This is a genomic window from Allobosea sp. LjRoot237 (assembly GCF_964253285.1).
Classification (GTDB): domain Bacteria; phylum Pseudomonadota; class Alphaproteobacteria; order Rhizobiales; family Beijerinckiaceae; genus Allobosea.
Genome location: NZ_CAXUQP020000003.1, coordinates 79,380 through 101,295 on the forward strand (window position 1 = coordinate 79,380; position 21,916 = coordinate 101,295).

Consider the following 21,916-nt stretch of genomic DNA (forward strand, 5'->3'; position numbering starts at 1 on the left):
GAAGCAATCCAGAGGCGGCAGAGCTCTACGTCCCCTGGATTGCTTCGCTTCGCTCTCAACGACGAACCTATGCCAGCCTGATCCGCGCCGCCCGCTCGAACTTCACCGCGAAGGCTGCGAGCGACTTGTCCGAACCCTTCGGCCCGATCACCGAGAGTCCGAGCGGCGCATCGTCGCGATGGGCGACGGGGATCGAAATCTGCGGGAAGCCGGACAGCCCTGCAAGGCAAAGCAGGCGCAGGGCACGGTTGCGGAAATCCTCGAGCTCGGCCTCGCCGGCGCCGATCAACGGGGCGACATCGGGTACCGTCGGCAACATCAGCACGCCATCCTTGCCGAGCAGGCGGGCGAGCTTCGAGCGGAACGTCTTGCGAACGCTCTCGCCACGGGCGAATTCGGCATCGCTGACCGCCTTGCCGAAGGCGAAGCGCTCGGCGACGCCGGGGCCGAGTGGCGGGGCATGGCGTTCTATCATCGCGCCGTCCGCCTCCCACGCCTCGCGACCCTGGATCCAGCGAAAGGCCCAGTAGAGCGCGTCCATGTCGCTGACGGCGCGGACCGTCTCGGGTTGGCCGAGGATCGGCACGATGCGCTGCACGACATTGCGCAGGATCCGCTCGGCCTCAGGTACGGCCTGGGCGAAGAGGTCGTCGGCGAGGAGGAGGCGCGGCGTCTCAGGCAGTGTCACGCGATCCTTGCCGAGGACCGCATTGGCGGCGCGGGCGAAGACCTCGCCATCCCGAGCGAAGAAGCCGGCGGTATCCAAGCTCTCGGCAAGCGGCCAGGCGCGCTTCAGCGAGAGCCTTCCATGGGTCGGGCGGATACCGAACAGACCGCCATAGCTGGCAGGTGCCCGGACCGAACCGCCGGTGTCGGAGCCGAGCGCGATATCGGCGAGCCGGCCGGCGACCGCCGCCATCGAGCCCGAGGACGAGCCGCCGGTGATGCGGTCAGGCGCGGCCGGATTGATGGGCGCGCCGAAATGGGCGTTCTTGCCGTTGAGCGAGAAAGCGAGCTCGTCGGTATGGGTCTTGCCGACGAAGCGGGCGCCGGCCTCCAGGAAGGCCTTCACGATCGGCGCCGTCTTGGTCTTGATCCCCGACAGCGCCAGAACGGTCGGCGATCCCGCCCCGGTCGGATAGCCCTTGACGTCGAAGAGGTCCTTGATCGCAAGCGTCAGCCCGGCGAGCGGGCCGGACGAGGCGTGCTTCACCGGGACGTCCGGATAGGGCACGAAGCAGCGGAACGGGTCGTTCTCGATCATGGTGTTCTCAGATCCCCCAGATCCCAATCAGATACCTTTGGCGTCGCCGTCCGAACGCGGATCATGCGTCGCCTCGACATGCCCCTTCTGGTGCTTCACCAGCATGCCGGCATGGCCGAACTGGTCGGAATAGGCCTCGCTGTACTCTTCGACCGGATGGCCGGCAGCGGTGAGCCTTGCCAGCAGCATCGGGTCGAAGCGGTTCTCCAGCTTGAGCGAGATCGAGCCGGCGCCCCAAGTGCGGCCGAAGAGCCAGCGCGGTGCGTCGACGGCGTCGGCGACGCCCTGGCCGAAACGATAGCGCGACAGGATTTGCGCCTGGAATTGCGGCTGGCCGTCGCCGCCCATCGCGCCATAGCTCATGATCCGGCCATCGTCGAAGCGGGCGAGCGGCGGGTTGAGCGTATGGAAGGGCTTGCGGCCAGGCGTCAGCGGGTTGAGCGCCTTGGCATCGAGCGAGAAGGAGACGCCGCGGTTCTGCCAGTTGACCCCGGTCTTCGGCAGGATGCAGCCGGAGCCATATTCCCAATAGAGCGACTGGATATAGGAGACGGCGAGGCCGGAGCCGTCGATCGCGCCCATCCAGATCGTGTCGCCCTCGCCGGGGCGGAACGGCCAGCTGGCGGCGCGCTTGCGGTCGATCTTCGCGGCCTCGCGCTCCAGGGCGGCGTCGGTGAGGAGGCTCGCCGGATCGACCGTCATGAAGGCCGGGTCGGTGATCACCTTGTCGCGGATGGCGAGCGCCCGCTTCACCGCCTCGACCAGCCCGTGATGATGATCGAAGCTCTCGGCCCGGCTGACGCCGAGTTTCTCGAAGATGCCGAGGATCATCAGGGCGGTCAGCCCTTGGGTCGGCGGCGGAAAGTTGTAGACGGTGAGCCCCGGCAGCTTCAGTGACAGCGGCTGGACGGGCCGGGCGCGGAAGGCTTCGAGATCGGCGCGGGTGATGGGCGCGCCAAGGCGGCCGAGATCCTCGGCGAGCTCGCGCCCGATGTCGCCGCGATAGAAATCGTCGAGCCCGGCATGGGCGAGCTGCTGCAGCGTCGCCCCGAGCGCGGTGGGGTTGCGCCGGTCGCCGGCCTTGGGACGCTCGCCGCCGGGCCAGAAGAACTCACTGAAGCCGGGCGCGGCCTTCACCGCATCGACCTCCTGCGGCCAGGTGCGCAGCTCCGACTCCGAGATGTCGTAGCCCCCGGCGCAGTGGCGGATGGCGTCGGCGAGCAGGTCCTTCAGCGGCAGCCTGCCGCCGAGGCCTTGGGACAGAGCGTGCGCCGCCTGCCAGCCGCCGATCGCGCCGGCGACAGTGATCGCCGCGTCCGGGCCGCGCGCCGGGAGCGTGTCATGGCCCTTCTCGCGATAGCGCTCGATCGTGGCGAGGCTGCCCGCCGGGCCGCAGGCCTCGATGGCGTGGACCTTGCCGCCGGGCTCGTGCACCAGCCAGAAGCCGTCGCCGCCGATCGCGTTCATATGGGGATAGACGACCGCGATGGTCGCGGCCATGGCGACCATCGCCTCGATAGCATTGCCGCCCTCGGCCAGGATCGCGCGGCCGGCTTCGGAAGCGAGGCGGTGGGGCGCCGCAACGGCGGCAGAGTTGAAAACCGGAGAATCGGGCATCAGGTTCTTTTCGTTCGGGGCGGGCGTGACCATTTTGCCGGAAGGCGCGATTTTGTTGCATGCCGCCGCCGCCTAGGCTAGGCGGTCCGTGCATGGGTTCCGAGGGTAAAAGCATGGCGGCTGGCCGCACCAATTGGCGCAACGTGATCATGGTGGTGTCGCTCGCCGTCCTGATCGCGGTCGAGATTTTCGGCGTCGCGCTGGCTTCCGGCTGGGCGCTGGCCGGCCTGTTCGAGCTCGGGCCGATCGTCGCCTATGTGCTGATGGGGCTGTTCTCGGTGTTCGCCGCCTATGGCCTGCTGAACTTCATGCGCCGGGTCGTGAAGATCGAGCGCCTGACTCATCGCGGCTGAGCTTCAGCTGCAAGGCCTCATCACGACTGGATCGGCCGCGGCCGGCAGCAATTCGTCGAGCGAACGGCAGCGACTGTCCACGCAGACGCGCCAATCGGCGGTCGCGCCGGAGCGGCGCATCACGACCTCGCGCAAGGGCTGCAGGTCAGGTTTCCAGCGCCAGAAGCCGTCGATGAGCTTTGCGCCATCGGGCGGGTCCATGCCGGCGCCCGAGCCCTGGATGCGCGCCTCGACGATCACGAGCCCGTCGGGAACTTCCCGCCAGCGTTCCTCCCAGAGCGATTTCTGCACCGAATGCCGCCAGGACAGCGTGATCTCGCTCGCGCCGAGCGAGATCACGAGTGCGCCGGCGGCAAGGCAGATCATACGGCCGGCGCGGTCGCTCTGGCGCGCCAGAGATGCTGGCCGATCATCGCGGCGGCGAGCGCAAAGCCGATCTCGTCGGTGAGCGGGACCGCGGCGACGAGAAAGGCGGCGGCGATCGCTGCCAGCACCCGTTCCCAGAGCGCCAGCCGCCGCGTGAGATAGCCGACGAAGGCCGCGCCCCAGAGGATCATGGCGAGCGTAGCCTTGACGACGATATAGGCGACGGCGAGCCAATAGGCGGCGCCCGAGAGACCTGCCACCGGCTGGAGCATCAGCGTCGGGTCGTACACGGCCATATAGGGCACGACAAAGCCGGGCAAGGCGATCTTCACCGCCTGGACGCCGATCTTCATGCCCGAAACCTTGGCCATCGGCGCGGCCGCGAAGGCGGCGAGTGCCACCGGCGGGGTCAGGTCGGCCATGATCCCGAAATAGAAGACGAACATGTGGCTGACAATCAGCGGCACGTCGAGCTGGAGCAGGATCGGCGCGGCCAGCGACGACGTGATGATGTAGTTCGGGATGGTTGGGATGCCCATGCCGAGGATCAGGCTGAACACCATGGTCAGCACCAGCGCCAGGAACATCGAGTTCTTGCCGATGCCGATCAGCCAGGAGCCGAAGATGGTACCGAGGCCCGTCAGGGTCATGGTGCCGATGACGATGCCGACCAGCGCGCAGGCGAGGCCGACCGGAAGAGCCTGGCGGGCGCCGTCGGCCAGCGCCGCGATGCAGCTCTGCAGGACCTCGCGGCCGGAGGCGCCGCGCAGGACGTTCCAGAGCACGAGCGCGAGCACGACCATCAGGACGGTCGCCATGCTGATCGTCATCGACGCCGCCGAGATCAGGGCGAAGCCGACCCAGAAGACGAGGCGAAGCGCCTGCGAGCCGAGGCCGGCGGAAATCGCCAGCGCGAGGATGAGCGCGACGGTGAGGGCAAGCCCGATCGCCCCGGCGAAGAGCGGCGTGAAACCGGCGAAGAGCAGGTAGACCAGCACCAAAAGCGGCGCGATCAGGTACCAGTGCTTGCGCAATTCGGCCCGCGCGCTCGGCAGCTGCGATTTGGGCAGGCCGTGCAGGCCGAGCTTGCCGGCTTCGAGATGCACCGCCCAATAGCAGGCGGCGAAATAGAGCAGGGCCGGGATGATCGCCGCCTCGACGATCTTGGAATAGGGCACGTCGATGGTCTCCGCCATGATGAAGGCGACAGCGCCCATCACCGGCGGCATGATCTGACCGCCCATGGACGACGTCGCCTCGACGCCGCCGGCGAAGGCGCCGTTGAAGCCCGAGCGCTTCATCAATGGAATCGTGAACTGGCCCGACGCCACGACATTGGCGACGCCCGAGCCGGAGACCGTGCCCATCAGCGCCGACGAGGCGACGCAGACCTTGCCGGGCCCGCCCTGCTTGCCGCCGAACACGGCCATCGAGATGTCGTTGAAGAAGTCGATGACGCCGGCCCGCTCCATGAAGGCGCCGAACAGGATGAACAGGAAGATGAAGGTCGCCGAGACGGCGGTCGGCGTCGAATAGAGCCCTTCGGTGCCGAAGGCCATCTGCTCGATCACCTGCTCGAGGCTGTAGCCGCGGTGGTTGTAGGGCGCCGGCAGGTAATTGCCGAACAGGCAATAGGCCAGGAAGGTGCCGGCGACGAGCGGCAGGGCGATGCCCATGGCACGCCAGACCAGCAGGAAGAGCACGACGAGCGCGGCGATGCCGATGACCATGTCGGCATGGGTGAGTTCGCCGGCGCGGTTCACCAGCTCGTTGTAGTTCCACCAGTGATAGAGGCCGAGCGTGAAGCCGATGATGCCGACCGCCCACCAGAAGATACGGGCCCGCGGCGAGGTCTCGTCGGCATTGGCGAGCAGGCCGCAGGCGGTAAGACAGAGAAAGCCGACATGGACGGTGCGCAGCACCTGGTTCGGCAGCGTGCCGGTATAGAGCGAGACCAGCTCGAAGGCACCGAACAGGGTGAGAAAGGCGAGGATCGCCTCGACATTCGGCCGGCCGCGTGCTGCGCCGAACAGGATCCAGGCCAGCCAGAGCGCAAAGGTGATGCGGATCAGCAGGATCGGCGTCAGCCAGGGGACCGCCGGCAGGATGTGGAAGTCGAGCGGGATGCCAAAGGCGGTGACGATCTGGAAGGCGGAGAAGGCGACGGCGATCCAGAACAGCAGGCGGCCTTTCCAGCCGTCGCCGAAGGTCGCCGGCAGGCCGTGTTCCGGATCGTGCGGTGCCGCCGGCGCGGCGCCGGCATTGTCCGGCACGGCCAGGGGCCTGTCCGTCTCGCTGCTCATGCTCGTTTCCCGTCCCCGAAAAGCCAACCGCCGTCATTCTCGGGCTTGACCCGAGCATCTCCGAAACCAGCTAGCTGGTCATGAAATTCTCGGGTCAAGCCCGAGAATGACGTCTTACGAGCCGACCTTCAGGCCCTTCTCCTTGAGGTAGCGCGCGGCGCCGGGATGCAGCGGCACCGGCATGCCGTCGAGCGCGTTCTCGAGCCTGATCGAGCGGGCGGCGGCATGGGCGGCACCGAGATCGGCCAGATTCTCGAAGACGGCCTTGGTCATCTGGTAGACGGTCTCCTCCTTCATGCCCTCATGGGTGACGAGGTAGTTGACCACGGCGGCGGCCGGGACAGCGGCGGTCTGGCCGGTATAGGTGTTGGCCGGGATCGAGACCTTGACGAAGGGCGGGCCGGCCTTGTCGACAACGGCGGCCGGCACTTCGACGACGGTAATCTCGACCGAGGTCGCAAGATCGCGCAGCGAGGCGACGCCGAGGCCGGCCGATTGCAGGGTGGCGTCGAGCTGGCGGTTCTTCATCAGCTCGACCGATTCGGCAAAGGGAAGGTACTCGATCTTGCCGAGATCCTTATAGGACAGGCCGGCGGCGGCGAGGATGGCGCGGGCATTGAGCTCGGTGCCGGATTTCGGCGCGCCGACCGAGAGGCGCTTGCCCTTGAGATCGGCGAGCGTCTTGATGCCGCTATCCTTCGAGGCGACGATCTGGACGTAGTTCGGATAGATCGCAGTGATGCCGCGCAGCTTCTTCAGCGGCGTCTTGAAGCCGGCATCCTCGTCGCCCTTCCAGGCGGCGTCGAGGGAATCGCCGAGCGTGAAGGCGATCTCGCCCTTGCCTTGCTGGAGCAGGACGAGGTTCTCGACCGAGGCCTTGGTCGCCTGCACGGTCGGGCGGACATTCGGGATCTTCTCGCCATAGATCTTCGAGAGCGCCACGCCGAGCGGGTAGTAGACGCCCGAGGTGCCGCCGGTCAGGACGTTGATGAAGTCCTGCGCCTTCGCTGCGACCGGCGTCACGGCGATGGTCACGGCAGTCATGAGGCCGGCAAACCTGCGGCCGGTGAACAGCGTCGTCATGGTTCCTCCCGAAACTTGCTCCGGCTCGAACGGCCGGACTTTCCTTGTTGTAGGCGGTTCGTGGCGGGAAAGAAAAGTTGTTCCAAAGCCGTAGCGCGCTGATTGCCGCGATTGTGCGCGAATTCCGCCCTGTTGCGGCCAGGAAGCTACGGAGATTGCCCTCGCCGGCTGGACAGGTTAGCCGGAAACACCATCTTCCAGCTGATCTTTCCCGATGGAGCGCCCCGCCCGATGCAGCCGCGACAGCCGACCACGCCCCTGATCGACCGCCGCACGCTGCTTGCAGGCGCGGCCGGCACGGCCGCCCTCGCCGCGGCGGGCTTCTCCGGCCAGGCGCTGGCGCAGCAGGGGCTGAAGCTCGGCACGGCCGAAGCCTTCTCCTTCGACGGACTGAAGATGCGGGCGCGGGATCTCGCCGGAAAGCCCTATGAGGTGCCGCCGAATCCGAAGCCGGACGTGCTCGAGAAGATCGACTACGACGCGCATGGCAAGATCAGGTTCAAGCCTGAGCTGGCGCTCTGGGCCAACGGCCCCTCGCCCTGGCCGGTGACCTTCTTCCATCTCGGCCGCTATTTCCAGAAGCCGGTGCGCATGCATGTCCTCGACGACGGCAAGGCGCGCGAGATCGTCTATGACGAGAGCTATTTCGAGATGCCGGCGGATTCCCCGGCCAAGCAATTGCCGCCGGGCGCGGGTTTCGCCGGCTTCCGCTTCCAGGAGAGCCGCTCGGGTCATCCCGGCCGCAAGGGCGAGAAGCTCGACTGGCAGAAGAACGACTGGGTCGCCTTCCTCGGCGCCTCCTATTTCCGGGCGATCGGCGAACTCTACCAGTACGGGCTCTCGGCTCGCGGTCTCGCCGTCGATCCCGCCGTCGGCGACCGGCCGGAGGAGTTTCCCGACTTCACCCATGTCTGGCTCGAGACGCCGCCCGAGGCGGCCGAGCATGTGATCATCTATGCCCTGCTCTCGGGGCCGAGCGTTGCCGGCGCCTTCCGCTTCCGCATGCATCGCGGCAAGGGTGTCGACATGGAGATCGAGCAGGAACTCCACCTGCGCAAGGATGTGGCGCGGCTCGGCATCGCGCCGCTGACCTCGATGTACTGGTATTCCGAGACCGCCAAGGCGACCATGGTCGACTGGCGGCCGGAGGTGCATGATTCCGACGGGCTGGCGCTCTGGACCGGCCGCGGCGAACGGGCCTGGCGGCCGCTGAATAATCCGCCGCGCACCGTCGCCTCGGCCTTCGTCGACGAGAACCCGCGCGGCTTTGGCCTGATGCAGCGCGACCGCGAAATCGGCCACTATCTCGACGGCGTCTTCTATGAGCGCCGGCCCAGCCTCTGGATCGAGACGCTGGGTCAATGGGGCAAGGGCGCGGTCCAGCTGATCGAGATCCCGACCGACGACGAGATCCATGACAACATCGTCGCGATGTGGGTGCCCGAAGCTCCTGCGAAGGCCGGCAACGCCTATAATTTCCGCTATCGCCTGCATTGGCTCGCCGACGAGCCCTTCCCGCCGGCGCTCGGCCGTGTCGTCGCGACCCGGCTCGGCAATGGCGGCCAGCCCGGCACGGCGCGGCCCAAGGGCGTGCGCAAGTTCATGATCGAGTTCAAGGGGCCGGCGCTCGAGGACATCCCGTTCGGGGTCAAGCCCGAGGTCGTGCTCTCGGCCTCGCGCGGCTCGTTCTCCTACATCTTCGCCGAAGCCGTGCCGAACGATGTCCCCGGCCATTGGCGGGCGCAGTTCGACCTCACCGTCGACGGGATGGATCCGGTCGAGATGCGCTGCTTCCTGCGCGGCGGCGACAAGGTGCTGACCGAGACCTGGCTGTACCAGTACCTGCCGAGCTGAGAACCCGTCCGAAACTCTACTCCGGCGGCCATCTAGCGGCGTTTTCTGCGCTTCCGGTGCTCACGGACCAATGTCCGCTGCGCTCCGGTTCTCGAAAACACCGCCATCTGGCGCGCCGCAGCGAGTTTCGAACCGGGTTCTGAGCCGAGACGCCTACCCCTCGATCTGGCGCTTCTGGACCCGGTCGACGGAGATGAACAGGGTGTTGGCCGCACCGGGCTCGACGCAGAACACGTCGAAGCTTGGTGCCTGCGGATCGTCGGCGGGCATATGCAGGGTGGCGGACCCGTTGCGGCCAACGAAGCCTATGATCCGGAAGCTGAGCCCGTCGGGCAGGACGACCTCGATTGCGTCGGCCGGCATCTCGGTCGCGACACCGTCGCGTATCGCTTTGAAGGTCACCCGCTCGGCGCTCACGCACGCACTCCCATCCGGCTGCAGTCGATGGGCATGGATATCGACGCGCTTCGGCGCTGGTGACAAGCGTCATCGTGCTTGCTCGCGGCCATGCGTAACATTATATCATTCGATATGGCCCATGATCATGCCCATCACCGCCATGCGGTCTCCGAGGCCCCCGGCTGGTCTCTGTTGCGGCTCTCGGCCGGGCAGCGGCTCGGCCTGGCGGTCGGCGTGATCGCAGTCCTGTGGGCGGCGACGTTCGCCGTCATCGCGTGAACAAGAGTACAAGACCCGTGCCCGCCATCCGTTTCAGCGATCTGACGCTCGGCTACGACCGCCACCCGGCGGTGCATCATCTCTCTGGCGAGATCGCGCCGGGCAGCCTGATCGCAATCGTCGGGCCGAACGGCGCCGGCAAGTCGACCCTGCTCAAGGCGATCGCCGGCGCGCTCTCGCCGCTCGACGGCACGGTGACGCTCGCCAAGGGCAAGCGCCTCGCCTATCTCCCGCAATCGGCCGAGCTCGACCGTTCCTTCCCGATCCATGTCTATGATCTCGTCGCCATGGGGCTCTGGGGCACGGCCGGCATCTTCGGACGGATCGGCTTTGGCCAGCGCAGCCGGATCGAAGCGGCGATCGCCGCCGTCGGCCTGACCGGCTTCGAGGGGCGCAGCATCGGCACCCTCTCCGGTGGACAGATGCAGCGCGCGCTGTTCGCCCGGCTCCTGCTGCAGGACGCCGATATCATCCTGCTCGACGAACCCTTCACGGCGATCGATGCGCGCACCAGCGCCGACCTGTTGGCGCTGGTCCAGCGCTGGCATGGCGAGAACCGTACAGTCGTCGCTGTGCTGCACGATATCGAGACGGTGAAGCGCGCCTTCCCGCAGACGCTGCTCCTGGCGCGCGAGGCGATCGCCTGGGGCGAGACCGGCGAGGTGCTGACGGCGAACAACCTGCTCAAGGCGCGCCGCATGGTCGAGGCCTTCGACAGCCACGCCGCGCCCTGCGCGGCTTGAGCTAGACATCTTTTCTCCAGAGAGGTTCGTCATTCCGGCCGCAGCGAAGCGGAGCGCCGGAATCCATCGAAGGGAACTGCGCTCTACGATGGATTTCGGAGCTGCGCCGCTAGCGCGGCTTGTCCGGAATGACGGTGAAGACGGCGTCGCTCGATGAATCTCCTCTACGACCTCCTGATCGGCCCCTTCGCCGAATTCGACTTCATGCGCCGGGCGCTGGTCGGCGTGATCGCGCTGTCGGTCTCCGGCGCGCCTGTCGGCGTCTTCCTGATGTTGCGGCGAATGAGCCTGACCGGCGACGCCATGGCGCACGCGATCCTGCCGGGTGCGGCGCTCGGCTATCTCGTCGCCGGCTTCTCGCTGCCGGCGATGACGCTGGGCGGGCTTGCCGCCGGGTTTACCGTCGCGCTCGCTGCGGGTGCCGTCGCCCGCCTGACGGTGCTCAAGGAAGATGCCTCGCTCGCCGCGTTCTACCTGATCTCGCTGGCGCTCGGCGTCACCCTGGTCTCGCTGCGCGGTTCGGCCGTCGATCTCTTCCACGTGCTGTTCGGCAATGTGCTGGCGCTCGACGACGATGTGCTGGTGCTGCTCTCCAGCGTCGCCAGCCTGACGCTCGCCATTCTCGCGCTGGTCTACCGCCCGCTCGTGCTCGAATGCGTCGACCCCGGCTTCCTGCGTTCGGTCAGCCGGTCAGGAGGCGTCGTCCATCTGACCTTCCTCGGCCTCGTCGTGCTCAACCTCGTCGCCGGCTTCCATGCGCTCGGCACGCTGCTTGCTGTCGGGCTGATGATGCTGCCGGCCGCCGCTGCCCGCTTCTGGACCGCCGACATCACCCGGCTGATCCTCACCGCCTCCGGCTTCGGCATGGCGTCCGGCTATATCGGCCTCGTCGCCTCCTACGCCGCCGGCAGCAATCTCCCGGCCGGGCCGGCGATCATCCTGTCTGCCGGCGCGCTCTATCTCGGCTCCCTCCTGCTGGGATCGCAGGGCGGCCTTGCGCGACGCCTCTTGCCGAGGGCCCATCTCCAGCGCTAGTTATGTTATAGTGTTTCATATAGCGCGAGACTCATCATGCTGAACCGCCGCTCCGTTCTCCTCGGCCTTGCCGCCGGTATTGCCCTCCCGCTGCCGAGCCTCGCCCAGGAGAAGCTGCCCGTCGTCGCGAGCTTCTCGATCCTCGGCGATTTCGTGCGCGAGATCGGTGGCGAGCGGGTCGCGGTGGCGCTGCTGGTCGGGCCCGATGGAGACGCCCATGTCTATTCGCCAACCCCGGCCGACGCGAAGACGGTGGCTGGCGCCAAGCTCGTCGTCGTCAACGGGTTGAAATTCGAGGGCTGGCTGACCCGGCTGATCAAGTCGTCGGGCACCAAGGCGACGATCGCGACCGCCACCACCGGCATCACGCCGCTCAAGATGGCGGATGATCATGGCCATGGCCATGGCGGCGAGGATCCGCATGCCTGGCAAAGCGTCGCCAATGCCAGGCTCTATGTCGGCAATGTCCGCGATGCGCTGATCGCGGCTGATCCAGCCGGCAAGGGGGCTTACGAGGCTAATGCCGCCGCCTATCTTGCGAAGCTCGATGTGCTCGAGAGCGAGATCAAGGCAACGGTCGCGCGCATTCCGCCCGAGCGGCGCAAGGCGATCACTTCGCACGACGCCTTCGGCTATTTCGCCAAAGCCTATGGCATCGCGTTCATCGCGCCGCAGGGCGTCTCGACCGAGGCCGAAGCCTCTGCCAAGGACGTCGGGCGCATCATCCGCCAGATCAAGGCGGAGAAGGTGCCGGCGGTCTTCCTCGAAAACATCACCAATCCGCGCCTAGCCGAGCAGATCGCCAAAGAGAGCGGGGCGAAGATCGGTGGGCGGCTCTATTCGGACGCGCTCTCGGCGACGAACGGCCCGGCCGGGACTTACATCGCGATGATGAAACACAATATAAGCCAGATCGAGAAGGCGCTCGTCGCCGGCCCGGCCTGAGGGTCCCATCCGCAGCAACGGCGTCATCCTGGACAAGCCGCGTAGCGGCGCAGCTCCGGGATCCATTGGAGGGCTCTGAGCCTTATGATGGATCCCGGCACTCCGCTTCGCTCCGGCCAGGATGACGGTGGTGGATGTGATACTCGGTTCGGCAGAACCGCTTTGAAGGTCGAACTCATGTCCGAGAAGATTCCCGTCACGGTGCTCACCGGCTATCTGGGCGCCGGCAAGACCACGCTCCTCAACCGCATCCTCACCGAGGACCACGGCAAGAAATTCGCCGTGATCGTCAACGAGTTCGGCGAGACCGGCATCGATGGCGACCTCGTCGTCGGCGCCGACGAGGAAGTGTTCGAGATGAACAATGGCTGCATCTGCTGCACGGTGCGCGGTGACCTGATCCGCATCCTCGACGGGCTGATGAAGCGCAAGGGCAAGTTCGACGCGATCATCGTCGAGACTACTGGCCTCGCCGATCCGGCGCCGGTGGCGCAGACCTTCTTCGTCGACCAGGACGTCGGCGACGCGACCAAGCTCGACGCGGTCGTGACCGTCACCGACGCGAAGTGGCTGAAGGACAGGCTCAAGGACGCGCCGGAGGCGAAGAACCAGATCGCCTTCGCCGACGTGATCATCCTGAACAAGACAGATCTCGTCAGCGCCGACGACCTCGCCGAGGTCGAGGCGGCGATCCGCGCGATCAACCCTTACGCCAAGCTGCACAAGACGACGCGCTGCGACCTGCCGATCGCCGAGCTGCTCGACCGCAACGCCTTCGACCTCGACCGCATCCTCGACATCGAGCCTGATTTCCTTGAGGCTGGCCATCACCACCACCATTCCGAGGAGGTGCGCTCGGTCTCCTTCACCATCCCCGGCGATGTCGACCCGGACAAGTTCATGCCCTGGATCAACGACATCAGCCAGGTGCAGGGCCCGAACATCCTGCGCTCCAAGGGCATCCTCGCCTTCAAGGACGAGCCGCGTCGCTTCGTCTTCCAGGGCGTGCACATGATCCTCGATGGCGACCTGCAGCGCGACTGGAAGGCTGGCGAGGAGCGCAACTCGCGCCTGGTCTTCATCGGCCGCGATCTCGACGAGGCGGCGCTGCGAAAGGGGTTCATGGCCTGCGCGGCTTGAGCTAAAGCCAAGGCCATGGAGAGCATCACCAAACCCGTCTCGCTGCGCGAGCATGTCGTTGCCATCGAGTCCGGTGAGCATGTCGTCGGCGCCTTCTGGCTGAAGCAGACGCTGGCCTTCGCGCTCGCCGATGGCCGCGTGCTGCGCTGGCGTGACGGCGAGACGGCGAGCGTCGAGGCCAATCGCGGCGGCCTGCTCTGCGCCATCTCGGACGGCGAGCGTCTGATCAGCGGCGGCGATGACGGCCGCGTCGTCGCGACCTCTGCCGATGGCGAGCCGCAGGAGCTCGCGCTCGACCCGAAGCGGCGCTGGATCGACGCCGTGACGGTGTCACCCGCCGGCAGCCTCGCCTGGAATACGGGCCGCACCGTCCATGCGCGCGACGACAAGGGCAAGCTCAGGTCGATCGAGGTCGCCTCGACGCCGCAGGGCCTCGTCTTCGCGCCGAAGGGCTATCGGCTCGCCATCGCGCAGATGAACGGTGTGCTGCTCTGGTATCCGAATACCGAAGCCAAGCCCGATTTCCTCGACTGGAAGGGCTCGCATCTCGAGGTGACCTGGTCGCCTGACGGGCGCTTCGTCGTCAGCGCCATGCAGGAGAACGCACTGCATGGCTGGCGCCTCGGCGACAAGCCGAGCCATATGCGCATGACCGGCTACCCGGCCAAGCCGCGCTCGCTGTCCTGGTCACATGACGGACTCTGGCTCGCGTCGTCGGGAGCCGACGCCGCGATCGTCTGGCCTTTCCAGGGCGACGGGCCGACCGGCAAGGCGCCGCGCGAATGCGGGGCGCGCCACGCCAAGGTCACTCGCGTCGCTTTCCATCCGAAGGCGCTGGTGCTGGCGATCGGCTACGATGACGGCTGCATCCTGATGGTGCGCCTGACCGATGCCTCCGAGCTCCTGGTGCGGCCGGCGCAGCGCGGCAGCGGCATCACCGCCTTCGCCTGGGACAAGCTGGGCAAGCGCCTCGCCTTCGGTGCCGAGGACGGCGCCGCCGGCGTGCTGACCCTGCCGGGCGGCTGAGCGGCGATGCGCTTTGGCCTGTTCGGCAAGGACAAGCGCGCCGCCGCCGGGGCTGATGCCGCGGCGCAGGTCAAGCGGCAGGTGCGCGAATTGCTCGGCCTGCCGGACAACGCCGTGATCGCCGTCAACGAGATCTTGTGCGCCGATCCTGCCTGCCCGGGCACCGAGACGGTGATCCTGGTGATGAAGCCCGGAGAGAAGACCAGGGCCTTCAAGGTCCAGATGGGGCTGGCCGAATTGACGCCGGAGGCGTTGGCGCAGGCGTTGTCTGCGACGCAATAGGCACCTTCTTTCCTCGCATTCCCTGCCGTGCTAGGTTACATGTAACCGGCGCGAGGGTTGTGACATGACATCTCCAGGCAGCAGGCTGAAGGTTCGCCGCCATCGCGAGCGCCTGCGTGAGCAGGGGCTGCGGCCGATTCAGATCTGGGTTCCGGATATCCGGGCGGCTGGGTTCCAGGCGGAAGCGCATCGACAATCGCAAGCCGTAGCGCGGAGTAGGCAGGCGGCGGAAGATCAGGCCTTCATCGATGCGATCTCGACCGGCGACGCCGAATGAGGCGCGGCGAGGTCTGGACCGTCTCCGGCGGCCAGGACTATGCCGGCAAGCCACGCCCCGTCGTGATCGTCCAGGACGACAGTTTCGACGCGACCGCTTCGATCACCATCTGCGCTTTCACCACCGACGAGACCGAGGCGCCACTGTTTCGTCTGCCGGTAACGCCCCACTCAGGCAATGGCCTGCGCTCACCATGCCGGCTCATGGTCGACAAGCTCACCACGGTTCCGAAGAGCAAACTCGGGGAGCGGATCGGGCGGCTCGACGCCGAGGACATTGTGCGGCTCAACCGGGCTATCGCGGTGTTCCTGGGATTGGCCAGTTCATCGCGGGCCAGCGGTGTGAGCGGTGCTGGGTGAAGTGGCGAGTGGCCCATCTATCGCCGCCGACACGCCCTGTCAGGAATGCGAGCGATCGCCCCTTATCGGGAGTCCTGCTTGTGGCTAGCTTGCAATCATGGCGACGCGACCGCGAAAAATCCTGAAGCTCGACAAGGCACAAGCGCGCCGGATCTGGCTCAAGGCCCAGAAGCTCGACACACGCGAACCTTTTGGCTTGGGACCTGAGGCGACGGCGACTGCGGTCAGCCATCTCGGCTATGTCCAGATCGACACGATCAACGTGGTCGAGCGCTGTCACCACCACATCCTGTACAGCCGGATTCCCGATTATCGCCGAGACGACCTCGCGCAGGCGCAGTCGCTGGACAAATCGGTGTTCGAGTACTGGACGCATGCGCTGTCCTATGTACCGACAGCCGATATCCGCTACTTTCTGCCGGCGATGAAGGCGCATCGCGCCGAGCCGAAGCGCTGGGCCGCGGTCGGCAATGGCGAGGAGACGCGCAAGCTGCTGCGCCGCATCCGCAAGGATGGCGCGCTCACCATCCGCGACATCGACACCGACGTGCTGGTCGAGAAGACGCATCTGTGGGCGAGCAAGAAGCCGTCCAAGGGCTTGCTCGAACGCGCCTTCTACGATGGCGAGCTCGTCATCTCGGCTCGCTCCGGCATGCTCAAGACCTATGAGCTCATGGATCGGCATTTCGGCTGGGAGAGGCGCCCGACGCCGGCTTCGGAGCGACAGATCGCCGCCTACAAGCTCGACCGCGGCCTGCAGGCGCAGGGCATCGTCAGCCTCGATTCGATCTGCCATCTCGAAGCGCCCAGCAAGAAGGCGATCGCCGAGCTCATCGCCGGGCGGGTGAGGCGCAAGGAGCTTGTGCCGGTCGCGATCGAGGGCGCGGAAAAGACGCCGCATTGGGCGAGGCCGGAGGTCCTGGAGCCCACCGAGCCGTCAGATGAGGGGCTCGTCCACGTCCTCTCGCCATTCGATCCGCTGATCATCCAGCGCAAGCGGCTGAAGCTGTTTTTCGGCTACGAGCATGTCTTCGAGGCCTATCTGCCCAAGGAGAAGCGGGTCTTTGGCTATTTCGGCCTGCCGGTGCTGGCGGGAGACCGCATCGTCGCCGTCGCCGACCTCAAGACCGATCGGGCGGCGCGCAAGCTCCTGGTGCAGCAATGGACCTGGTTGGAGCCTGTGCCTTCGTCCGAACTGAAGCGGCAGGTCGACGAGGAGATGCAGCGCTTCGAACGCTTTCAGCTTGGGTGAGCGATTCAACTCTGATGACTACCCGGCTTTATCCATTTAAATATAGAGACAGCTGCCTCGTATAGGAGAGATATAACTACAAATACAGTGATCACGGCAAATGCGCCGAACAAATTTATGCTGCTATAATAAGATAACATACCTACTAACATTATAATTAAAATTGCCCAAGATATGATCTTTTTATTAAAAAAACCACTGAATACAATCAAACTTATTGTAACAATAATTGGGTTCCCAAAAAAATTCTTGAAGCTTTCAAAATCTGTGACCGTGTCCATCTGCATTCCTCGCAGTCGAGCCAGTGATATCTCCATCCAGCAAAAAGCCCAGGCTCTCGCTAGTTCCTCGGCCAGCTGAAATCATCGGCGCGACCGGGGCGTGGATCGGGCGCGATACCCTGCCCGAAGACGCGGTCGAGCCCTGCTGCGACATCGCCGCGGCCGCGTGCCTCCTGAACCGAGGTGATCAGTGCCGTATCGCCGCTGCCCGCAATCGCGCCGGTCAAGGGCAGGATCGGCCCGGCAAGTGGCCTTGGCGGGACGACCGGCACGAGTGGGATATCGGCGGGCAGGCCGCTGACCATGCGGTCGATCAGGCGCTCGACGCCGCCCGGCTGCAGATCGGGTGCGAGCGGGGCACGGGTCTCGGGTAAGGTCGGCAGAGCGATGACGTTCTGCGTCGGCGTACCCTCGAGCAGGCGACGAATGACGACGTCGACGAAATGCGCGGCTTTGCGGGCGCCGGCCTTGGTGAAATGGACGCCGTCGCCGAGCCGGAGCTTGGCGATCTGCCCGTTCACGTCCGGCCCAGTCGCCGTATAGCGGTTCTCTCCGTCGACATAAGCGGCCCAGAGGTCGACATACTGGCCGCCGCCTGCTTCCGCGCCCTTGCGGAAGAGATCGTTCAGCGTGATCAGGTCGGCCGATAGACGGGCGTTCTGCATCGGTGGCGCGCCGACCCAGATCAGCGGCACGCGCCTGGCGCTGAAGGCGGCAGCGACGGCGTCGATCCTGGCTTTGTAGAGTTGGAGCCAGCGCTCGCTCAGAGGCTCGTGCGTGACGTCTCCTTCGCGGATGACCTGGCGGTCGTTCGGGCCGAGGATGACGACGCCGACCATCACCTTGGCGTCGGCGGCCAGCAGCTCACCGGCCGCCTTCGGCCAGTCGTAGAAATCGGTCCGGACCAGCCCGCTATCGGCCTTGGCCTTGCTCACCACGGCGACATCGGCACGGTCGCCGAGGCTGTCCTCGAGCCCTTCGGCGATCTGCCCGGCCAGCGTGTCGCCGATCACCAGCACATGGTGGTTGACGTCGACCTTCGGGATGACCGGATCGTCACGCACGACGACGCGGGTCGGCGCCCGGCGTTGGGCCGGCGCGACGCGCTCGCGTGGCTGCCGTTGCTGGACCGCCGGCCTCTCTGGAATCTGCCAGAACATGTTGAACAGGCTGCGGCCTTGCGGCGGCGCCGACGGGATCCGACCCGGTGGCATCGGGTTCTGGGCGATCGAGGTCGGCCCGCCCGTCGCGAGCAGGAGCAGGGCCGCCGCCAGAACCATGAAGAGCGAACGCAGGCGCATCATGCTCTCAATCGGCGCCGGTCAGAAGGAGGCGCCGCCGGGCAATATAGTGCGGATCGCCCGGTTCGTCAGCGTGGTGCCTTCATCCGCGCTAGCAGCGCCGGCGTCGGATAGCCGTCGGCGAGCATGCCGACGCGCAGCTGATACTGCCTGACCGCTTCGCGCGTGCCGGTGCCGATGCGCCCGTCGGCGTCGTGATTGTAGAGGCCGAGGGCTTTCAGCCGGCGCTGGACATCGGTGGTGCCGGCCTTGTCGAGCCGCGGCGCCTTCACCGGCCATTCGCCTTGCAAGGCGGACTTCCCCACGATCCGGTCGCCGAGATGGCCGACAGCCAGCGCGTAAGCGTCGGAGGAGTTGTATTTCTTGATGACGTCGAAATTCGCAGTCAGCAGCATGGCCGGCCCGGTATGCCCGGCGGGGTAGAACAGCCTGGCTTCGCCTGAGGAAGGCAGCGAGCCGCCATCGGTGCGGCGCACGCCGGCAGAGCGGAAGGCCGAGAAGCTGGCGCGGTAGAGGTTGTGGTCGAAGCCCTCGGGAACCACGACCTCGATGCCCCAGGGCAGGCCGGGGGTCCAGCCATAGCCCTTGAGGTAGTTGGCGGTCGAGGCAATGGCGTCGCTGGTCGAGGTCCAGATGTCGGCATGGCCGTCACCGGTCTGGTCGACCGCGTATTTCAGATAGCTCGACGGCATGAACTGGGTGTGGCCCATGGCGCCCGCCCAGGAACCGCGCAGTTCGCGGCGCTCGACATGGCCCTTCTCGATCAGTTCGAGCGCAGTCAGCAGCTCGTCGCGGAAGAAATCGCCGCGATAGCGGATGCTGGCAAGGGTGGCGAGCGAGCGGATCACGTCTTTGTCGCCCTTGAACGAGCCGTAATTGGTCTCCATCCCCCAGATGCCGAGGATGATCTCCTTGGGCACGCCATAGCGGGATTCAGCCTGTGCCAGCACGCTTGCATGAGCCTCCAGCATCTCGCGGCCGCGCGAGATGCGGCCGCCGCCGACCGCACTGTTGAGATAGCTCCAGATCGGCGCGACGAATTCCGATTGCTTGTGCGTCAATGCCACGATCGACGGATCGGGCGTCACGCCCTGGAAGGCGAGGTCGAAGGTCTGGCGCGAGATGCCGCGCGCCTGCGCCATCGGCCACAGGGTCTTCAGGAAGCCATCGAGGCCCGGTGCGGCCGGGCGCGCCTCGGGTTTCGGTGTCTGCGCCCGTGCCGGATTGATCGAACCCGTCGTCTGCGCGAGCGCCGGCCCGAGGCCGAGCGCCGCAGCGAAGGCGAGAACGGTGAGCGGGCGCATGTCGGATCCTCTGGCTCGGTCGCGGGTTCTTTCCACCACAGCGCCCGATCGAGGTTAACCATGGGTTAACGCTACGCCAAATCCCTGGATCGGGATCCGATCAGCTGGCGTTGCGCTTGCGCAGGCTCTCCTCCCAGGCCAGCGCCTGGGTGACGATCTCGGTGAGGTCGTCATGCTCCGGCTGCCAGCCGAGCTCGGCGCGGATGCGGTCGGCCTTGGCGACGAGCGCAGCGGGGTCGCCGTCGCGGCGCGGCGAAAGCCGGACCGGGAAATCGACACCCGAGACCTGTTTCACCACCTTGACCACTTCCTTGACCGAGTAGCCGCGGCCATAGCCGCAATTCAGCGTCAGATTGTCGCCGCCGGCGCGCAGGTGGTCGAGCGCCGCCAGATGGGCGCGGGCAAGGTCGGTGACATGGATGTAGTCGCGCACGCAGGTGCCGTCCGGCGTCGCATAATCGGTACCGAAGATATCGAGCCCGGCGCGCTGGCCGAGCGCGGCCTGGCTCGCGACCTTGATCAGATGCGTGGCGTTGGCGCTGGACTGGCCGGAGCGACCTCTCGGATCGGCGCCGGCGACGTTGAAATAGCGCAGGGCGACATAGGTTAGGCCATGGGCGCGGGCGACGTCGCCGAGCATCCATTCGCTCATCAGCTTGGAACGGCCATAGGGATTGATCGGATTGAGCGCGATCTCCTCCGGCACCGGCGAGACCGGCGGCTCGCCATAGACGGCGGCCGTCGAGGAGAAGATCACGTGCTTGACGCCGCCGCGCACGGCGCTTTCCAGCAGTGCACGCGTCTTGACGGTGTTGTTGAGGTAATAGCCGAGCGGGTCGGACACCGAATCCGGCACGACGATCCTGGCGGCGAAATGCGCAATCTCGGTGATGCCGTGCTCAGCGATGGTGCGCTCGACCAGAGCCTGGTCGCCCATGTCGCCGCGCACGAGGGTCGCCTCCTGCGGCACCGCCCACCAGAAGCCGGTGGAGAGATCGTCGAGCACAACGACCTTCTCGCCACGGTCCAGGAGCTCAAGGACCATATGGCTGCCGATATAGCCGGCACCGCCCGAAACCAGAATCGCCATCTTCGTCTCCTCGTCACGTGACCCGCATAAACCGGAATCACGACAGTTCGAACCAGCCTGTCGGCGCGACATGGCTATTCTCAGGCGCCGCTTCAGTGAAGCCATGCAAGAATGGGGACCAGGGCGGCAAATCCAGCAATCTACAGCAAGAGTATTGACGTATCGGCAAGGCGAGACTGGTATTCGAGAATGGGGCCGGCCCGGCTTTCGCCAGAATCACGGGTCAGCCTAAACAAGGCCGGCATGAATGGGCGAAGCCGGCTCCTCCCGAAGCCCTCCGATCTTCAGCAGGCGCGCGCGGCAAGCGCGCGAGATGGACGCGCATGATCAAAAAAATCCGCAAGGCGGTCTTCCCCGTCGCTGGTCTCGGCACCCGTTTCCTGCCCGCCACCAAGGCGATCCCGAAGGAGATGCTGACCATCGTCGACCGGCCGGTGGTCCAGCATGTGGTCGACGAGGCGCGCGCCGCCGGGATCGAGCATTTCGTCTTCGTCACCGGCCGCAACAAGGGCGTGATCGAGGACCATTTCGACATGGCCTACGAGCTCGACGACACACTGGCCAAGCGCGGCAAGACCAAGGAACTGGAGGCGCTCAAGCACGATCTGCCGGCCGCCGGCGCCACGAGCTTCACCCGCCAGCAGGCGCCGCTCGGCCTCGGTCATGCCGTCTGGTGCGCCCGCGACATCATTGGCGACGAGTCTTTCGCGCTGCTGCTGCCCGACATGCTGCACCACACCAGCGGCAAGGGCTGCCTCGCCGAGATGATCGAGGCGCATGCGGAGCATGGCGGCAACCACATCGCCGTCGCGCCGGTGCCTGACGACCAGACCCATCAATACGGCATCGTCGGCGTGCATGACGCCAAGGCCAAGGTCTCGCAGGTGACCGGGATGATCGAGAAGCCGCCGAAAGGCACGGCGCCGTCGAACCTGCACATCACCGGCCGCTACATCCTGCAGCCGACGATTTTCGACCTGCTCGCCAAGCAGGAGAAGGGCGCCGGCGGCGAGATCCAGCTGACTGACTCGATGATCGCGCTGGCAAAGCTCGAGAAGTTCTTCGCGGTGCGCTTCGACGGCGACATCTACGATACCGGCTCGAAGATCGGCTTCCTCTCCGCCAATGTCGCCTATGCGCTGGAGCGCGGCGATCTCGGTCCGCAATTGCGGGCTGAGATCGAGCGTTTGCTGGGACGGTAGACCGAACGCGTCATTCCCGGGCGAAGCCCTCGGGTCCGGCCTTTGGCCGGCCCAAGGATTAACTCCGCGCAGACCCGGGGATCTCAGGCCGGAAGAGGCATTCTTCGAGGAGAGCTCGTTCTGCACGAGATGCTCGGGTCAAGCCCGAGCATGACGGCTTC

General features: G+C 66.2%; 22 protein-coding genes. 13 read left to right on the plus strand and 9 right to left on the minus strand.

The features are described from left to right. Window positions 1-67 precede the first annotated feature (67 nt). Complete coding sequence (locus ACSQ24_RS29065; protein WP_436098269.1) at window positions 68-1,264, minus strand: amidase; 1,197 nt, start codon at window positions 1,262-1,264, stop codon at window positions 68-70. A 27-nt stretch (window positions 1,265-1,291) separates the two neighbouring features. Continuing rightward, window positions 1,292-2,881, minus strand: coding sequence for a gamma-glutamyltransferase family protein (locus tag ACSQ24_RS29070; protein ID WP_436098270.1), 1,590 nt, complete (start codon window positions 2,879-2,881; stop codon window positions 1,292-1,294). Between the two features lie 113 nt (window positions 2,882-2,994). Here ACSQ24_RS29070 and ACSQ24_RS29075 point away from each other — a divergent pair, with 113 nt between their 5' ends. Next, a complete protein-coding gene (locus ACSQ24_RS29075) occupies window positions 2,995-3,234 on the plus strand; it encodes a hypothetical protein (protein ID WP_436098271.1) in 240 nt (79 codons plus the stop codon). 3 nt (window positions 3,235-3,237) lie between these two features. Here ACSQ24_RS29075 and ACSQ24_RS29080 read toward each other — a convergent pair whose 3' ends face one another. From ACSQ24_RS29080 to ACSQ24_RS29090, 3 genes are all read right to left on the minus strand, one after another. Beyond that, a complete protein-coding gene (locus tag ACSQ24_RS29080) occupies window positions 3,238-3,600 on the minus strand; it encodes a DUF1850 domain-containing protein (protein WP_436098272.1) in 363 nt (120 codons plus the stop codon). Beyond that, on the minus strand, window positions 3,597-5,903 hold the full coding sequence (locus tag ACSQ24_RS29085) for a TRAP transporter permease (RefSeq protein ID WP_436098273.1): 2,307 nt from the start codon (window positions 5,901-5,903) through the stop codon (window positions 3,597-3,599). Before ACSQ24_RS29085 ends, ACSQ24_RS29080 begins: the two co-directional genes overlap by 4 nt. Before the next feature lie 114 nt (window positions 5,904-6,017). Beyond that, entirely contained in the window at window positions 6,018-6,947 is a 930-nt protein-coding gene (locus ACSQ24_RS29090; protein WP_436098316.1) for a TAXI family TRAP transporter solute-binding subunit, read from the minus strand. A gap of 270 nt (window positions 6,948-7,217) precedes the next feature. Between ACSQ24_RS29090 and ACSQ24_RS29095 the strand changes: the two genes are divergently transcribed. After that, window positions 7,218-8,840, plus strand: coding sequence for a glucan biosynthesis protein (locus ACSQ24_RS29095; RefSeq protein WP_436098274.1), 1,623 nt, complete (start codon window positions 7,218-7,220; stop codon window positions 8,838-8,840). Between the two features lie 153 nt (window positions 8,841-8,993). On the opposite strand, the gene ACSQ24_RS29100 is transcribed toward ACSQ24_RS29095, so the two are convergent. Then, a complete protein-coding gene (locus tag ACSQ24_RS29100) occupies window positions 8,994-9,257 on the minus strand; it encodes a hypothetical protein (RefSeq protein ID WP_436098275.1) in 264 nt (87 codons plus the stop codon). Between the two features lie 114 nt (window positions 9,258-9,371). On the opposite strand from ACSQ24_RS29100, the gene ACSQ24_RS29105 reads away from it, so the two are divergent. The 10 genes from ACSQ24_RS29105 to ACSQ24_RS29150 all read left to right on the plus strand — a co-directional run bounded on the left by ACSQ24_RS29105 (window position 9,372) and on the right by ACSQ24_RS29150 (window position 16,577). Continuing rightward, window positions 9,372-9,518, plus strand: a complete 147-nt coding sequence (locus tag ACSQ24_RS29105; RefSeq protein WP_436098276.1) for a hypothetical protein — start codon at window positions 9,372-9,374, stop codon at window positions 9,516-9,518. Between the two features lie 17 nt (window positions 9,519-9,535). Beyond that, window positions 9,536-10,261, plus strand: coding sequence for a zinc ABC transporter ATP-binding protein AztA (aztA, locus tag ACSQ24_RS29110; protein WP_436098277.1), 726 nt, complete (start codon window positions 9,536-9,538; stop codon window positions 10,259-10,261). Window positions 10,262-10,414: 153 nt separating this feature from the next. Continuing rightward, a complete protein-coding gene (locus tag ACSQ24_RS29115; RefSeq protein WP_436098278.1) occupies window positions 10,415-11,296 on the plus strand; it encodes a metal ABC transporter permease in 882 nt (293 codons plus the stop codon). A gap of 36 nt (window positions 11,297-11,332) precedes the next feature. After that, the gene (locus ACSQ24_RS29120; protein WP_436098279.1) at window positions 11,333-12,241 is read left to right on the plus strand and encodes a metal ABC transporter substrate-binding protein; all 909 of its coding nucleotides are present in this window, start codon (window positions 11,333-11,335) and stop codon (window positions 12,239-12,241) included. 177 nt (window positions 12,242-12,418) lie between these two features. Further along, entirely contained in the window at window positions 12,419-13,381 is a 963-nt protein-coding gene (locus ACSQ24_RS29125) for a CobW family GTP-binding protein (protein ID WP_436098280.1), read from the plus strand. A 15-nt stretch (window positions 13,382-13,396) separates the two neighbouring features. Further along, window positions 13,397-14,407, plus strand: a complete 1,011-nt coding sequence (locus ACSQ24_RS29130) for a WD40 repeat domain-containing protein (protein WP_436098281.1) — start codon at window positions 13,397-13,399, stop codon at window positions 14,405-14,407. 6 nt (window positions 14,408-14,413) lie between these two features. Continuing rightward, on the plus strand, window positions 14,414-14,689 hold the full coding sequence (locus ACSQ24_RS29135) for a hypothetical protein (protein ID WP_436098282.1): 276 nt from the start codon (window positions 14,414-14,416) through the stop codon (window positions 14,687-14,689). Between the two features lie 64 nt (window positions 14,690-14,753). Further along, a complete protein-coding gene (locus ACSQ24_RS29140) occupies window positions 14,754-14,966 on the plus strand; it encodes an antitoxin MazE family protein (RefSeq protein WP_436098283.1) in 213 nt (70 codons plus the stop codon). Next, a complete protein-coding gene (locus tag ACSQ24_RS29145; protein WP_436098284.1) occupies window positions 14,963-15,325 on the plus strand; it encodes a type II toxin-antitoxin system PemK/MazF family toxin in 363 nt (120 codons plus the stop codon). The genes ACSQ24_RS29140 and ACSQ24_RS29145 overlap by 4 nt, the downstream gene beginning before the upstream one ends. Before the next feature lie 97 nt (window positions 15,326-15,422). Beyond that, a complete protein-coding gene (locus tag ACSQ24_RS29150; RefSeq protein WP_436098285.1) occupies window positions 15,423-16,577 on the plus strand; it encodes a winged helix-turn-helix domain-containing protein in 1,155 nt (384 codons plus the stop codon). A 340-nt stretch (window positions 16,578-16,917) separates the two neighbouring features. On the opposite strand, the gene ACSQ24_RS29155 is transcribed toward ACSQ24_RS29150, so the two are convergent. From ACSQ24_RS29155 to galE, 3 genes are all read right to left on the minus strand, one after another. Beyond that, window positions 16,918-18,159, minus strand: coding sequence for an SGNH/GDSL hydrolase family protein (locus ACSQ24_RS29155; protein WP_436098286.1), 1,242 nt, complete (start codon window positions 18,157-18,159; stop codon window positions 16,918-16,920). Between the two features lie 68 nt (window positions 18,160-18,227). Beyond that, window positions 18,228-19,463, minus strand: a complete 1,236-nt coding sequence (locus tag ACSQ24_RS29160) for a lytic murein transglycosylase (RefSeq protein WP_436098287.1) — start codon at window positions 19,461-19,463, stop codon at window positions 18,228-18,230. 100 nt (window positions 19,464-19,563) lie between these two features. After that, on the minus strand, window positions 19,564-20,553 hold the full coding sequence (galE, locus tag ACSQ24_RS29165; RefSeq protein WP_436098288.1) for a UDP-glucose 4-epimerase GalE: 990 nt from the start codon (window positions 20,551-20,553) through the stop codon (window positions 19,564-19,566). A 323-nt stretch (window positions 20,554-20,876) separates the two neighbouring features. On the opposite strand from galE, the gene ACSQ24_RS29170 reads away from it, so the two are divergent. Then, window positions 20,877-21,755, plus strand: coding sequence for a UTP--glucose-1-phosphate uridylyltransferase (locus tag ACSQ24_RS29170; protein ID WP_436098289.1), 879 nt, complete (start codon window positions 20,877-20,879; stop codon window positions 21,753-21,755). Window positions 21,756-21,916: the final 161 nt, after the last annotated feature.